This is a genomic window from Paenibacillus sp. 1SOY10, from assembly GCF_056836745.1.
On sequence record NZ_JBXENK010000011.1, the window covers coordinates 33716 to 49180 of the forward strand.

The window sequence follows — 15465 nt, forward strand, 5'->3', positions numbered from 1 at the left end:
AATATCCCCTTATCCTATAATCATTTTGCCTTCGGGATGACGGTAGGGCTCTTTCCCCTTCTTTGGTCCCAGTGCATAAGCAAGCGTCAACGGTCCGAGACGTCCCGCAAACATGGTAAAACTAAGGATTAGCTTGCCGATGGTCGTCAACTGCTCCGTTACCCCCATGGATAAACCCACCGTACCGAAGGCGGAGGTCGCCTCGAACAAAATCGCCAGAAACCCTGCTTGTTCGGTGGCAGACAACACAATGGCCACAGTAATAATGAAGAACAACGACATCATGGTCAATGTCACCGCCTTGAAGATCCGTTCCTGAACCATCCTGTAACGGAACAGAACCAGGTCTGTACGACCGCGAATCATCGACAGCACCGCACCTGCCAGAATGGTGAAGGTGGTGGTCTTGATACCGCCCCCGGTAGACCCGGGAGAAGCCCCGATAAACATCAATATTATAATGAAGAATTGCGTAGCCTGACGAAGGGCTTCGATGTCCAGCGTATGAGCTCCGGCCGTCCGCGGCGCCACCGACTGGAACAAGGCACTCCAAAGCTTGCCACCCCAATCCAGCGGCTTCAGTGTCCCCGTATTGGTGAACTCGAAGACGAAGATGATCAAGGCTCCGGATACGATCAAGGCCGCCGTCATCGACAGCACAACCTTGGAATGAAGCGACAGCTTGCGGCGGCGGCGAATGTCGAACAGGTCAGATAGAACGACAAAGCCAAGTCCCCCTGATATAATCAGGAAGATTGAGACCAGGTTAATCAGCGGATCAGATACATAAGACATCAAGCTTTGACTGCCCCCGAACAAATGAAAGCCCGCATTATTAAACAAAGCGATAGCATGAAAAATACCAAAGTACAACGCCCGGCCAAAAGGCATATCCAGAGCCAATCTCAGGGTGAAGAGCACCGCTGCAATCGACTCAATAATCAAGGAAAAGAACAGGACCTTGCGGATCAGTCGAACGATCCCTTCCATTGAATTCTGGTTCATCGCTTCCTGAAGCAGTAGACGATCCCGCAGCGATATTTTCCGTTTAAATACCAGGGAGAACATCGTCGCTACGCTCATAAAGCCCAAGCCGCCCACCTGAATAAGTAGCAATATGACCATTTGCCCGAATGGGGAGAAATAAGTGCCCGTATCCACCACGACCAGCCCGGTTACACAGGTAGCCGAGGTGGCTGTAAACAAAGCATCGATAAATGGCAAGCTTGCCTTGGAGACGCTGGAAATGGGTAGCATAAGCAACAGGGTGCCCAGCATAATAATCAGGGCAAACCCCGTCACCAAAATTTGGGGCGGAGACAAATTCAATTTATGCAATCCCACCAGGCTCACCTCATCGTTGTCATTAGAGAACGCAAAAATAAAAAAGCACTGGAAATCCAATGCCTTTCGGTGTTTGGTTCCTGCTGCAAAGACCTACGAGGTTAGCTGACGGATTCGGACATGCACAGTTGCCCTATTCGCTTCCTCCGCAAGCTTAGGCTCGCGAGATTCAGCAAAATTCACCCCAAAAAAAACCGGTTCCCCCGTTTTCCATCGAAATTCGGCCATTTTATTTTCAATTGGATTATAATCCTTATTTGTTGCCAGGACAAAGCTTCATTTGGCCTAAATAGACGGGAAAACCGTGAAAAGGAGTGAACCCTGAATCCACGGGCCCCTGAATCTGAGCCATGCGAAGGGTTACCGGGTTTATTGCCGCTTTTCTTATTTTTCACCTGCTATTCTGGCGAAGGCCACTTCAACTGTGTTATCTTTACTGTGACGAACTTGGGGCTAAATCATACCTCTTATTACATCAAAAAGGAGTTGTGCAAGTGAATTTCTCCATGAAACCTGCCGGTGGCACACTAAAGACCCGTACACTTTGGTTGCTCGCTGCGCTAGGGCTAGTCGTATTTATCGTTATCCAGTTGCTTCCGACGAATGATTCGGAGCTGCTGCAGATGGAGCAATCCAAAGAGATTATCAGCAAACAGCAAGCCAAGGAGCAAGCGGAGCATTTCGTGCAATCCGTTCTGCAGTTGGACTTGTCTGAACAGTCAAAAGATAAGGCACTGGTTACCTACGAATCACGTTCTGATTTGCTGGGTTATTTGACAAAATCGGAGTTGCTATCCTCGTATCTGAAGAGCTACGAACAGCAATTCCCTTACGATGTGTTTCGAGTTCTCTTCAAGCAGCCCGATGATCTGCTGAATGCCTTGACCGTCGATGTACATATGAATTCCGGGCAAGTCGTTGCCTTTGAAGAAATTCTGTCCGCCAGCAATACGAACAAGCAGACTATGCTGGATTTGGGGACGGAGACTACCGAGACTATGTTGTCCTGGGAAGGCGATTTAACACTGGCCGAAAAGGAAGAAATGGCCCAGCCTTACCTGGATGCCTTCGGCTTCGCTGACGCTGATTTGACGCTCGCTTCCGGGGAAGGTGACGTCGGCCTGTTGTATGATTTGAATGGATATACCATTGGAGAGTCCAAGGCGCAAATTCAAATTCAATATGAATATGGCTACGTCTCTTCACTGGAAAGCTATTTCGTCGCTCCGGCCGACCATTTGAATTATGTGAAGCAGCAGACCACTCTCGCCACTTGGCTTACCTTTGCAGGCTATGCCTTCTTGAGCTTTATCCTGGGTGTGCTTGCCATCGTGTATAGTGCCCTCACGAGACGACACACATCATTCAAACGTGGTATTTTTCTGACTTCACTTTATTTTGTGCTCTCCATGGTAGGCACTTTCAACATGCTGCCTATTTTTGAGAAGGAAAGCACCGAGCCGTTTATGCTGATCTTCCTGCTGGTCTTCCAAAGTGTGTCGACCCTGTTCATGTCCATAGCCATCTATTTCTCACTGGTAGGTGGAAATGGATTATGGCGCCAGCAAGGAATGAATCCGTGGCCTCGCGCCAGAGAAGCAGGCTATGGCCGTCATGTGCTTACCTCCATGACTGATGGCTATGCCTGGGCCCTGATTTTGTTAGGTGTACAATCGGTTATCTTCCTCATTCTGGAACAAAGCATCGGTACCTGGTCTACGAGCGATTCGACGCAATCGCCGTACAATATGGTATATCCGCTCTTGTTCCCGCTTTTGGCCTGGGTGGCCGGGATCGGAGAAGAAGCGGTTTATCGGTTGTTTGGGATTCCGATGCTGAAGAAGATGTTTCGCAGCACCTTTGTAGCCTGCTTGCTATCCACGCTAATCTGGGCGCTGGGGCATACGTTGTATCCGATCTATCCTATCTACTCAAGACCCATTGAGCTGACCATCATTGGATTGTTGTTCAGCTTCGTCTTCCTGCGTTACGGCTTTGCCGCCGCCGTGTTCTCCCACGTCATCTTCGACAGCATTCTGATGGCGCTGAGCTTGATGTTTATGGGAGGCGCACTGAATATCGCCGCTGGTGTATTCTACATCGCTCTGCCAGCTATTGTGGCTTATGTCATTTATGTATTCAACCCGCCAGGTCGGGAGCGCAAAGAGCCGCCAGTACAACAAAAAGAGGAGCCGTTCTTCACGACTCCTCCGGTGGCTCCTCGTCCCGAAGGGCATTGATAATTTCACGAGCCAGCTTATCCCCTATAGAAAGAGGCCGGAAGTCTTCGACGGAGGCCTCTTTTATTTTTTTAAGTGAACCAAAATGCTTTAATAGCGCCTTACGTCGCTTCTCTCCGATACCAGGAATAGCGTCCAGTTGCGAAGTCACCATCGACTTGGCCCGTTGCTCACGGTGGAAGGTAATGGCGAAGCGATGCACCTCATCCTGTATGCGTTGCAAAAGGTAAAACTCCTGACTGTCACGGGGCAGGTGGACTGGCTCCGGCGGATCATAAGCCATGAGCTGCGCCGTTTTGTGCTTCGCATCCTTGACCAGCCCACAAACGGGAATGTAAAGGCCCAGCTCATTCTCCAGCACATCGCTGGCTGCTGAAATCTGGCCCTTCCCGCCATCGACAACGATCAGATCGGGACGGGGCAGTTCCTCCTTGAGTACCCGCTCATAACGACGCCGGATCACCTCGCGCATCGTTTCGTAATCATCGGGGCCTTCCACGGTCTTGACCTTGTATTTGCGGTATTCCTTCTTGGCTGGCTTGCCGTCAATGAAGACCACCATCGCCGATACGGGGTTGGTCCCCTGAATGTTGGAGTTATCGAACGCCTCAATTCGCGTGACCTTCTCCAGGCCGATGGCTTTGCCCAAATTCTCTGCGGCCTTGGAGGTCCGCTCCTCGTCGCGTTCGATGAGACGGAATTTTTCGTCCAGCGACACACGAGCATTCTCCGTTGCCATCGTAATCATTTGCCGCTTAAGTCCACGCTGAGGAACCAGCGTCTTCACGCCAAGCCACTGCTGCAAGGCAGCAGCTCCGGAAGTCGAATCGAGCGTAAAGTTCTCACCGTGAGCACCCTCTAACGCGTCTTCACTGACACCCGAATCGGCCGCAGGAGCAACTTGCTCCTCTTCATCAGCAGACGTATTCACTTCGGCTTCGGCTGCCATTCCCTTAACTTGCAAGGTTTCAGCGCCCTTTGTACCGACAAACTCTTTCATCTCAGGCAGCAAAATTTCTTGTGGCAGCGCCGGGTTTTCACTGTAATACTGCGTGACATACGACAGAAAGTCCCCGTAAGCATCGCCGTAGAATGGAAATACCGACGCATGGCGTTCGATCATTTTCCCTTGACGCATGTACAGGATTTGTACGCACATCCAGCCCTTGTCCACCGCGTAACCAAACACATCACGATCCTTGGCATCATTCATGGTAATCTTCTGCTTCTCCATGAGGGCATCAATGTTGATGATCTGGTCACGCAGTTCCTTGGCTCGCTCGAATTGCAGTTCCTCGGCCGCCTCATGCATCTTGCGCTGCAACTCCCGCTTGATCTCTTCATGGCCGCCGCTCAAGAACGATACAATCTCCTGGATCATGGAATCATAAGTATCCTGCGATACCTCTTGAACACAAGGGGCCAAGCATTGCCCAATATGGTAATACAGGCAGACCTCTTTGGGCATTACGTTGCATTTACGCAGCGGATACATTCGATCCAGCAGCTTCTTGGTCTGCTGAGCCGCATAGGCATTAGGGTAAGGTCCGAAATATTTTGCTTTATCTTTAAGCACCCGCCGCGTCACTTCCAGCCGGGGGTGTCGCTCATTCGTAATTTTAATGTAAGGAAAAGTTTTATCATCTTTCAATAATACGTTAAACCGCGGATGGTGTTTCTTGATCAGGTTGCACTCCAGAATGAGCGCCTCCATATTGCTACCGGTCACGATATATTCAAAATCGCGGATTTCGGAGACAAGCCGTTGCGTCTTACCGTTATGGCTGCCCGTAAAGTAAGAACGGACCCGGTTCTTCAGAACCTTGGCTTTACCTACATAAATAATCAAACCATCCTTGTTCTTCATTAAATAACAACCCGGTAAGTCGGGCAGCAACGCCAGCTTATGACGAATTGCTTCCATCGCCTTTTCCTGGTCCAGCGCCTCGCTTGTAAAGGAATCCATGCCTTCCCCTCCTCTCTCCTTAGCATATAACGATAAAAATAACGCCTCCGGTTGGTCCGGAGGCGTCATCCAAGGCACCAATCAACGTGCCTGATAGCCTGGCTTACTGATGTTTAGCAATCAGGTTCTTCAGTGTGTCCTTCGAATTCAAGCCAACGATCTTATCGACCGGTTGACCATCCTTGAACAGAATCAATGTAGGAATGCTCATAACGCCAAAACGGGAAGCCGTTTCCGGGTTATCGTCGACATTCAATTTAGCAATCTTCACCGCATCTCCTACTTCGCCTGACAGCTCTTCCAGAATCGGAGCAATCATTTTACAAGGACCGCACCATGGAGCCCAGAAGTCAACAAGAACGGGAGCTTGCCCTTCAATCTCATTATTAAAAGACTGATCGGTTACATTTACGATGGCCATAACCAATTCCTCCTTATGTTTGTGCTCATGGTCTGCAGGCAATACCTGCAGGAACCACGAACAGCTCATTTATTTAACCAGATAGTAAAGACGAGCAGGCCACAAAGGGACTGCCGATGCCATTATACCACAACTCACTAAAAAAAAGAAAGTGCGTAAGCAAGCCTTCTTTACAAATAGAAGGGGCTTTGGTTATACTAATATTAACCAATATCAGCTTTGTCTATGACATAAATCATTGATGTTCTTTGCGAAATATACATTTTCTCTGAGGAGGCCTATCGCCATGGATGCCAAGATGCAGGCGAACGACCCGCGTCAACATATCAACGAAGAACCCCGTAACGATTTGTTCGATCTGATGAACGGTTTCTTCGGCATGTTTACGCTGATGAGCATCATTTTCTTCGGCATGGTCATCATCAAATTTATCGGCAGCTAGTCTGCTCAGAATTACCCATGCACAGCAAATGGACTTCAGAAGCCCCGCTTCCCTCACTAGTGAGGAAGCGGGGCTTCTTGGTTATACACACCGCCATCAGCCCTGTCCGCGTTTGTTCGCACCCTTTACCTGCACCACATCAACGAACGGAGCAATGCGGTCCATTAGCCGCTGTCCTTTATGACGCTCTTCCCCATCCTTGCTGGTGAAGCTCAGATGCTTCTCCAGGGCATTCAGGGAATAGTTAGAAGTATAGAAGGTAGGTTTACGGTTCATACGGTAATTCAGAATCGAACCCAAAATATGATCGCGCACCCATGGGTTTAAATTTTCCGCCCCGATATCGTCGAAGATCAACAGGTCCACCTGCTTCATCGTCTCCACTGTCTCGCGTAACTTCTCGCTATCCTGCATCATCGATTTCAGCTCTTCCACGAATTCCGGCATGTACACGATGGCACCGGAATACCCATCCTTGGCTAATTCATGGAGCATATAACACATGAGAAATGTTTTACCTGTTCCAAAAGACCCTTCCAGGTATAACCCCTTCGCCGTCAGCCCCTGCTCCTTCGTCCCATCAATGTAACCAAACACTTGATTGACCGCAGGTGCCCTGGTTGAATCCTTCGCCATGATCTCTACATCATCATAGCCTTGCTCCAATGCGCGCTCATCCACATAGAAGCTATGAATTCGCTTCTTGACCGCAAGCTCCCGTTCATGCCGCAATTGCTTGGAGCATGGCACTTGACGGTCCACCAGTTGGGAGGTTTCTCCTAACTGCTCCACGGTAACCTTGGTGAAGTGACCAGAGAAATCATTAGGGCAGCGGTCCAGACCTGGGCAGTTGGCACAATTGTTGCTGTCCTTCACATATTGATACAGCTTGGCCATTCCACGCGTCAACGTCGCTAGCTCCAGCTCCGGGTGCTGGCTTTGCAACTCCATTACCAGCGGATCATTCAGTAGCCGAGCAGCAAGCTCCTCCTGACGTTGCTTAAGCTGCGGATTCCTCATCTGCGTCAGTAACTCTCCGAGTGACTCCATGGCAGTTCACCTTCTTATCCGTCTTTTTATCACTAGATTTGAATCAAAACAAAAATGAATATACCTCTAACGGGAAAACCTCATGCTAATTCGCCTGTATTTCCCCAAATATCATATATAACAGGAAATCCTCATGTTAATTTTGGGCTTTTCCCAAAAATCGACCATTTTATAATGATTAACATGAGAAAATCCATATAAATCACGATTCCGGGCGAATTCGAGCCATTTAACGGGAGTTTTTCCCTATAATAGAAGCGGAATCGCCCAATAGAATCTGTGAACCAGCGGTATTCAGCGAATTCCAGAGATACGTGCAATTCGCCTCATAAGTCTTGCTAACGATCAACCGCTAATTTTTAGATTGAGCACAAAATTTCACTATATTTTCTTCTGCTTGTTGGCCTTGCGGCGTTCCGCCATTCTGACAAGCTCCGCGAATTCTTCCTCGGAGACGGCCTCATCCTCTACCGTCTGCTGTACGATCGGAATCTCGGGCTTCGCCTTGGCCGATCGCCCGCCATAGGTTCGTGGCCGCGGGTTGCCTGCAGCAGCAGCTCCAGCCGCCTTCTCCTTCACCTTGGCCTGATCACGAATATACTGTACCGCCTGCTCGTACGTATTAACCTGCTTCAGCAGCATATTAGCCGCAATCGCATCCACGAAGTTACGGTTGATTCGTTGCTCCCCGCCAGAGGTTAGCAGCGACATCAAATAATGAATTAATACGTTAATAACCTCGCCCGGCAGCTTATAATTAAGATCAACTTTCTCGAAAATATCGAGCATATTATCAGGTACTGTCCCAGGAAAGAACGTCTTCAGCAACCGGGTATACGGCTCGTTCCGTAGCATCATATTATACTGGTGAATGTCGCATTTGCTGCGGAACTGCGGAGGCACCTCGACGTAAAATTCCATTTGCACCGCTACCTCTTCGGGCATAGCCCCGGCTGTTGATGTCGGCTGATCTTCTTCCGCACGCAGTGAAGCGATCTTCCCATACACCACTTCGCGCTCCTCCATCCGCCGTTTCCCTTGCCGGAATTGCAAATTGGCACGATGTTGTAGCTGATCCAGTTGAAGCCCCCCTGCCGGATCGAACACCCCGTCCTCATCGAGCAGACGGCATAAATCCTGTGCGGTCAGATCATATTTGTGAGCTACATAATTAATGACGCCCATGCCTTCATGGTCGAAGCGCAGTCCCTCCACAAAAGCCCGGTTCCCGGATTCCCGCGGAAAGCGGAGAATAATGTCCGCGTAATTAATCTCTTCTTCTTCAGGAGCAATACGCATACCTGGCTGTCTGGCAATCGATGTCTCGGCAATTGCCTGCTCCAGCTCATAATCAATCGAATGCGTGTTGAGCTCGAATATATCATAGAAAGGAATGCTAAGATTCTCTTTATTATAGCTGGCTCCGGCCCAAGCCTCCGGCTCTTTGCTGAATAGCTGCTCCCGCAGCGCCAGCACCGCAAACTTGCCAATCTTGTCGCGCAGCAGCAGCGTTAGATGCTGCGTCCGAAAAAACTCTGCCGGCGATAGTGGCGGTTGCAGTTCATATTCATACATATAATCATCGCCGTCCGGGGCATATAGGCGGCTTGTCTGAAGCAAGCCCACCGCCTCCAGCAGCGATGCCTGTTCTATTAGAAATTTTCTTCCCTTTTCACTAGGATCCAGGCCTAAGGTCAGAAACAGCTTGCGCTGCTGCTCCATCCCTGAATATCCAACCTGCTCCTGTGGCACCTGCTCCGTCAGCAAGCGATAGAATGAGACGGCGAACGCCCCTACCATCGGCTGATAGAGGAGGCCGAGCATCTTGCCATCAACGGGACTGAGACCAAAATCACGGTATACGCAGTAACGGTGATTCTCGGTAAAATGCAATATATTGCTTATCCGCACGGCCCCAACTCTCCTTCCCTATGTCTATTAAGTCCTTGTTCAAAAAGTCGGGTTTGCAGGACCGAGAAGGTTGGATGAAGGCAGGGACTGAGTAGCGGAGCGTAGACAGATCTACGTGAGCAACGGAAGGCCCGGCTGAATTCAAGATTCGACGCCCGAATCTACTACTCGAACTGCTTCGTTCTGGAAAGACGACTTTTTGAACTACCTCTATAAATAGACTGGTTTTATTTTAACATAAAAGAGACTTGCCTGAGTTGTCCTCTTGTGGCAAAAATCGGCGTTTTCACCCACGCTTCACGCAAATAGCAAATTTTACGCCAGCGAACGGCCCCATTCGTGGTCCGTCATCCTGCCATCAAAAAAAGGGTTGCCCCACTTGGCAGATCCCTCTCCGCCTTGGGACAACCCCACATAAAATGCTATCCTAGAACATCTTGTATCCGCCCTGCCGCAGCTTCTGAATAGTCCAGCCACTGAGCAACGCACCGCAAAGCCCTGCGAAGGCCGTCAAATAATCAACCAGCCCGAACGAGGCCAAATAAGCCCCAAAGCCCTTGTCATGATCCCACAGCGTATAAACAACGATTGGCAATATGATGATAATGAATACATATGCGGGAAACCAGGTTGTCTTCATCAGCATATTGAGAATAAATCCGATGCCAAACATCATGACGAAGAACAACACCATTAGCACCAGCACGATGAGCCAGCCCATCGCTTCCCCACCCTTCTGCATATCCATTGATAAAATACTGCAACTATAAAATAAATCACATAAACTCAAGCTAGTAGTTAGTTTACTAGAAAAAATGTAGCGAAGCAATGAACTTTGGAGGAAAAATGGGAAAACTCATTTGCCCCCTTTACATTCCTTGCGCTACAATGGAGAAAGCGTAACCGCAAACTTGCGGCAGGATTATAAATTCATCGAGGAGTGAGTATAGATATGAACGAAGCAACCTTGACCTTGGAAGGTTGGTATGCGCTTCATGATTTCCGCACTATAGATTGGGCGGCCTGGAAGGCAGCGGACGATGAGGAACGTGCCGGAGCCTTGGAGGAACTACATACATTTCTACAAGAATGGGCCAGCCTTGAGCTGGACAAGATCGGAAGCTATGCCGTGTATTCCGTCGTTGGCCAGAAGGCCGACATCGTATTCATGCATTTACGGGAGACACTGGAGGAGCTTAACGCTCTGGAGAATGCCTTCAACAAAACCTCCTTTGCCGATTACACCATCAAGACTTACTCTTATGTCAGCGTAGTGGAGCTAAGCAACTACCTGGGTTCGGGGGACGGTGATCCGAAGGCCAATCCGGAAGTGCTGGCTCGCTTGCAGCCTGTGCTGCCCAAGTCCAAGCATATCTGCTTCTATCCGATGAACAAGAAGCGCGAGCTTGCGGACAACTGGTACATGCTATCTATGGACGAACGGCGTGCCCTGATGCGCAGCCATGGCATGATCGGGCGCGGCTACGCCGGCAAGGTCAAGCAGATTATTACCGGTTCCGTAGGGCTTGATGATTGGGAATGGGGCGTGACCCTGTTCGCCGACGATGCCCTGCAATTCAAGAAGCTCGTCTACGAGATGCGCTTCGACGAGGTCAGCGCAAGATACGGCGAATTCGGCCAATTCTTTGTGGGCAACCTGCTCAATGCCGAATTGCTTGATGATATGCTGAAATTGTAATTCATAATAAATAAAGGCGTGCCGCTCTCTCCAGGGCGGCACGCCTTGTTTATTGCTTTGTTACCCTATTCTTCTTCCGGATCAGAGCCGAGCGATTCCAGATACTCGGCAGTAGCCCGGTCCCGTTCCCGACTCTTCTCCTTCAACCGCTCAATCGCTGGCAAAATTAAGACATCGACTTCTCGCTGGACCGTATACGCCAGGTCATGGCGCTGCTGCGATTCGAGATAGGAGCCTACCTCCATCAGCGCATTGTAACGATCCAGCTCCTCCCGCGTTAACAAGCCCCGCACTTGAACACTGCAATGGCGCATGTTAGAAGAATCTTCCCTTCTTCAATACTAACGGAATTCCCCCGATGGTGAACAGATAACGCAGGTCGACCAGCTTTTTCAATTGAGCTGCTCCCCAGCCTTTGTATTTTTTGCCGAAGGCGCTGGCAACAGCCTCACCCTTACCCAAAGAAGCCACGGTGCCTTTATTACTGAACACAAACTTCTTAAGCTCCTTACCGCGGATGGAGGCCACTACGTTTTGTGCGCAGGTCACGCCCTGCTGCATGGCAATTTGCGCGGTAGGCGGATAAGGGCGGCCTTCCGGATTGAACATCAGGGAGTTATCCCCGATAATAAACACGTTATCATGGCTTGGAGCCCGCAAATAGTCATCAATCTTGACGCGTCCACGTGCCGTCTCAAAGCCTGCAGCTTCAACCAGACGATTGCCACGAATGCCCCCTGTCCAAACGACAGTCTGGGATTTAATCTCCTCGCCGGTGGCCAGAACCACTCCATCCGGTGTGCACTCCTTGATCGCTACGCCAATCTTGAACTTTACGCCCTTCTTCTTAAGCACATCCATGGCGTACTCTACCAACTCGGGATCAAAACCAGGCAGAGCGGTTGGTGCAGCCTCCACGTTGTATACGTTCACGTAGTTGGGATCTACATCGTATTCCTTGCATAATTGCGGAATGCGATCAGCGAGCTCAGCTACGAATTCAATACCGCTGAAGCCAGCTCCGCCAACAACAAAGTTCAGACGATCAGCACGGCTCTCATCCGCCTTATAAAGGGCAAATTGATATTCGATATGCTGGCGAATCATCCGCACCGAGTTGATGCTGCGAATCGTCATGGCGTATTCGGTCAATCCCGGAATGCCAAACGATTCAGGCTCTCCACCCAGGGCAATGATCAAATAATCATATGAAAGAGTTCCGTCCTGAAGTACGACCTTCTTATCTGCCAGACGGATTTCCTGTACATTCGATTTCACCAAATCGATTTTGAACTCGTCGATTAGTTTGGAGATGGCTACCCGCGTATGCTCGATGGAATCTGTCCCGGCCGCCGGCATATGCAGATGTGTCGTAAAATAATGATAGTCATGGCGATTCACCAGGGTGACGTCAGCCTCATTGTAATTCAGTTCTTTTTGCAGTCGCTGGGCGGTAAGAATACCACCATAACCCGCACCAAGAATTACAATTTTGGGTATGGTACTCATGATTTTGTTCTCCTTCCAAGTTGGGGCGCTCTATATTTGAAATTAAACCAAAAACTTCAATGTGAAAATTAACACATAAAATTACAGTCTTCGGCACGATTCTTAACCTATACTATTATTCGCCAAAATCGGGAATCCTATTTCACAAATGTACTTTTTTCGTCACAAATATGAATGCATACATTTGAATGATATCGGCTTTTACATAAAAGATCAAGTCTTATTTTACCCGTAATCATGGGACTTTCTACGTTTTCTTTTACAGATTCAGGGCAGTTTGCAACCTGTCTTTGCAAGAAAGGATATGACGTTTATAATAAAGTAGAATTGACATTATAAAAACCTGTGAAGGTGCAGAAAAATATCTGGAGGTGTTTGGCCCGTGTCATCCCAAAACAATGCCGGCGAATTCACCGATCTCCTTATTATCGGAGGCGGACCGGCAGGCATGTTTGCCGCATTTTATGGCGGAATGAGAAAAGCTTCCGTCAAACTGATTGAGAGTATGCCTCAGCTTGGGGGGCAAGTTGCTGCCCTCTATCCTGAGAAATATATTTACGATGTAGCCGGGTTCCCGAAGGTTACGGGGCAACAGCTCATCGACAACCTGAATGAGCAGCTCAAGCTGTTCGATCCTGACATCCGTCTTGAGGAACGCGTGGTGCAAATCGAGAAGAAAGACGAACGCCACTTCATCGTAACTACGGACAAAGACGTTCACCACGCACGCGCCCTGATTATCACGGCTGGCGTCGGAGCCTTCGAACCTCGCAGACTGGATTTGGAGAATGCGGCTGGCTTCGAGAAGGCCAACCTGCATTACTTCGTCAGCGACTTGAGCCGCTTCAGCGGCAAGAAGGTACTGATCAGCGGCGGCGGCGATTCCGCCGTAGACTGGGCGCTGATGCTGGAGCCCATCGCGGAACAAGTTACATTAATTCATCGCCGCGATAAGTTCCGGGCCCATGAGCATAGCGTGGAGAGACTGATGTCTTCCAAGGTACAAGTCATCACTCCGACGGAAATAACCGAGTTGCATGGGGGAGACCGGATTGAGCGCGTGACGTTGGCTCATGTGAAGACGAAGGAGACGCAAGAGCTTCTGGTAGATGACGTTATCGTGAACTTCGGCTTTGTCTCTTCGCTGGGACCCATCGCTGAATGGGGCCTTGATATCCAGGGCAATTCCATCGTTGTCGATTCCCGTATGGAGAGCTCGATTCCCGGCATTTTTGCTGCAGGCGATATTACGACGTATTCCGGCAAACTGGATCTGATTGCTGTCGGCTTCGGCGAGGCGCCAACCGCCGTTAACAATGCCAAGGTTTACATCGATCCAGAGGCCAAGCTATCCCCGGGACACAGCAGTAATCTTAAACTGTAGTTTTTACATGATTTAACAAAGAAAAGGGTATCTTAACCTTACGGATTTTATTATACCGTAAAGGAGAAGATACCCTTTGCCATATATATGCCCGCTCTGCAACGGCTTGGCCACATTTCATGCAACCTGTCCTGATTGCGGATACGTACTTGAGAATACTGGAAAAAAGGAAGACTATACCGGACCTTACAGTCCTTACGGCTCCGCTGATCAATACACCTCAGTCATTTCCGAGCGCAGTCCATCCGGCTGCGAACATGTCGTACAGTGTCCGCATTGTCATGAAGCTTATATATATCATGTTAACGCCTGGCAAGCGCCTTGAATGCCTGGGGATAACTCAATTCATCTCTAGCAAACTGGACAAATTGTCCACAGTCTAGTGAAGCATGGTAGATTGGGAAAGGTCCAATTCCCGTCTGCGGATTTCAGCCAATAGCAATGCGATAAACTCCTGATCCAACTGCAATTGGGTCGCTTTATAGTAGGATTCGAGAAGCAAATCATCGGTCAACAACGCCATTGGTAACACGCCCTTTCTAGTATTTTCCTCATCATAACAGGAAAAGTTTAGTAGAACAAGCGTTCCTGTTATCCACATATGCCTGTGGAAATCCTGTGAACAACATGTTAGTAATTATCGAAAAGCGTTGAAAAATATGATGGGATAATGTGGACAAAAGTTATTCACAGGACACCAGTTCGCATATTTTGACGGAAAATTTTCTCCTAAACAAAGGAATTTTGGAGAATTTCTGTGCTGCTTACATCTTATTGTGGTCTTGTATTCACTTCAAAAATCCAGATCTTACCGCTACGATCGACTCCGTAATCAAATCCAAGCTCCCCGACACCAGGGAAACGACTCTCCAGGATGGTTATACATGTATTTGTCAGCGTGCGCATTTCTCTGCGCTTGCGAACAGAAATCTTACGACCCAAGGAACGGCTCAGCCCCTCGCGAGCGCTCAGCATAGACCCGCCCTTGCACAGGTTGGTTACGAACAATCCGGGACGAGCCAGACGCCCTACCATTGAGCGATACCCCCAGGCTCCGTTCTCCTTCACAACCTTCACTCTGTAATCAATGGGCCGTCCATAAATCCGAGCCAGATGAATCCCTTGCTGAATCATGTACTTGCGTTTGGCCTTGGCCCGGTTCAATGCACGAAACATGGCATTGAAGCTGGAGAAGCAATATCTGCGCGAAGCATAGGTGAACGCGTATACACCGCCGGAATACGTTACCTTAATTACACCATAGCCGCCTCCCCCACAAAGCGGCTTAATCACAACCATGCCAAACTGATGTAGCATTCTCTTCAAGGCATCAGCGCTGTACAATCGGGTCTGCGGTATGTGGGTGGCCACTTCCCCATTGCTTAGAAGCGCCTCTGTCTTCAGCCATTTGTTGGCTAACTGTCTTCCCGCCATGACACTATCCCCTTTCTACGATATAAGGTATTTTACTCGTAGGAAGTTATAGATTCTTGGATGAT

Annotated in this window: 14 protein-coding genes and 1 riboswitch; of the genes, 4 read left to right on the top strand and 10 right to left on the bottom strand. The window is 49.2% G+C overall.

What is annotated here, in order from left to right; all coding sequences use genetic code 11:
• Positions 1–9: 9 nt before the first annotated feature.
• Positions 10–1344 (bottom strand): TrkH family potassium uptake protein, encoded by a 1335-nt coding sequence (locus AC1VOR_RS19825; protein WP_482620381.1) that lies wholly within the window; start codon positions 1342–1344, stop codon positions 10–12.
• Between the two features lie 75 nt (positions 1345–1419).
• A riboswitch (cyclic di-AMP (ydaO/yuaA leader) is annotated at positions 1420–1580 on the bottom strand.
• A 258-nt stretch (positions 1581–1838) separates the two neighbouring features.
• Between AC1VOR_RS19825 and AC1VOR_RS19830 the strand changes: the two genes are divergently transcribed.
• Entirely contained in the window at positions 1839–3584 is a 1746-nt protein-coding gene (locus AC1VOR_RS19830) for a CPBP family intramembrane glutamic endopeptidase (RefSeq protein ID WP_482620383.1), read from the top strand.
• On the opposite strand, the gene uvrC is transcribed toward AC1VOR_RS19830, so the two are convergent.
• Positions 3544–5550: an excinuclease ABC subunit UvrC gene (gene uvrC / locus AC1VOR_RS19835; RefSeq protein ID WP_482620385.1), complete on the bottom strand. Its 2007-nt coding sequence runs from the start codon at positions 5548–5550 to the stop codon at positions 3544–3546. The genes AC1VOR_RS19830 and uvrC overlap by 41 nt on opposite strands.
• Positions 5551–5653: 103 nt before the next feature.
• Positions 5654–5971, bottom strand: a complete 318-nt coding sequence (gene trxA, locus AC1VOR_RS19840; RefSeq protein ID WP_482620388.1) for a thioredoxin — start codon at positions 5969–5971, stop codon at positions 5654–5656.
• A gap of 286 nt (positions 5972–6257) precedes the next feature.
• On the opposite strand from trxA, the gene AC1VOR_RS19845 reads away from it, so the two are divergent.
• Entirely contained in the window at positions 6258–6413 is a 156-nt protein-coding gene (locus AC1VOR_RS19845) for a YqzM family protein (protein ID WP_482620390.1), read from the top strand.
• 96 nt (positions 6414–6509) lie between these two features.
• On the opposite strand, the gene dnaI is transcribed toward AC1VOR_RS19845, so the two are convergent.
• From dnaI to AC1VOR_RS19860, 3 genes are all read right to left on the bottom strand, one after another.
• The gene (gene dnaI, locus AC1VOR_RS19850; RefSeq protein ID WP_482620392.1) at positions 6510–7463 is read right to left on the bottom strand and encodes a primosomal protein DnaI; all 954 of its coding nucleotides are present in this window, start codon (positions 7461–7463) and stop codon (positions 6510–6512) included.
• A 381-nt stretch (positions 7464–7844) separates the two neighbouring features.
• Positions 7845–9374: a DnaD domain protein gene (locus tag AC1VOR_RS19855; protein WP_482620394.1), complete on the bottom strand. Its 1530-nt coding sequence runs from the start codon at positions 9372–9374 to the stop codon at positions 7845–7847.
• A gap of 427 nt (positions 9375–9801) precedes the next feature.
• Positions 9802–10095, bottom strand: a complete 294-nt coding sequence (locus AC1VOR_RS19860) for a YuiB family protein (RefSeq protein ID WP_059049685.1) — start codon at positions 10093–10095, stop codon at positions 9802–9804.
• 231 nt (positions 10096–10326) lie between these two features.
• Here AC1VOR_RS19860 and hemQ point away from each other — a divergent pair, with 231 nt between their 5' ends.
• Positions 10327–11073, top strand: coding sequence for a hydrogen peroxide-dependent heme synthase (gene hemQ / locus AC1VOR_RS19865; RefSeq protein WP_482620396.1), 747 nt, complete (start codon positions 10327–10329; stop codon positions 11071–11073).
• A 65-nt stretch (positions 11074–11138) separates the two neighbouring features.
• On the opposite strand, the gene AC1VOR_RS19870 is transcribed toward hemQ, so the two are convergent.
• Positions 11139–11387: a hypothetical protein gene (locus AC1VOR_RS19870; RefSeq protein ID WP_482620398.1), complete on the bottom strand. Its 249-nt coding sequence runs from the start codon at positions 11385–11387 to the stop codon at positions 11139–11141.
• A 1-nt stretch (position 11388) separates the two neighbouring features.
• Positions 11389–12582 (bottom strand): NAD(P)/FAD-dependent oxidoreductase, encoded by a 1194-nt coding sequence (locus AC1VOR_RS19875; protein WP_482620400.1) that lies wholly within the window; start codon positions 12580–12582, stop codon positions 11389–11391.
• A 382-nt stretch (positions 12583–12964) separates the two neighbouring features.
• Here AC1VOR_RS19875 and AC1VOR_RS19880 point away from each other — a divergent pair, with 382 nt between their 5' ends.
• Entirely contained in the window at positions 12965–13966 is a 1002-nt protein-coding gene (locus AC1VOR_RS19880) for an NAD(P)/FAD-dependent oxidoreductase (protein ID WP_482620402.1), read from the top strand.
• A gap of 379 nt (positions 13967–14345) precedes the next feature.
• On the opposite strand, the gene sda is transcribed toward AC1VOR_RS19880, so the two are convergent.
• Both sda and AC1VOR_RS19890 read right to left on the bottom strand, forming a co-directional pair.
• Positions 14346–14489, bottom strand: a complete 144-nt coding sequence (gene sda, locus AC1VOR_RS19885; RefSeq protein ID WP_482620403.1) for a sporulation histidine kinase inhibitor Sda — start codon at positions 14487–14489, stop codon at positions 14346–14348.
• A 248-nt stretch (positions 14490–14737) separates the two neighbouring features.
• Positions 14738–15400 carry a YheC/YheD family protein gene (locus tag AC1VOR_RS19890; protein WP_482620405.1) on the bottom strand — a complete coding sequence of 221 codons (663 nt, stop codon included), beginning with the start codon at positions 15398–15400 and terminating at the stop codon, positions 14738–14740.
• Positions 15401–15465: the final 65 nt, after the last annotated feature.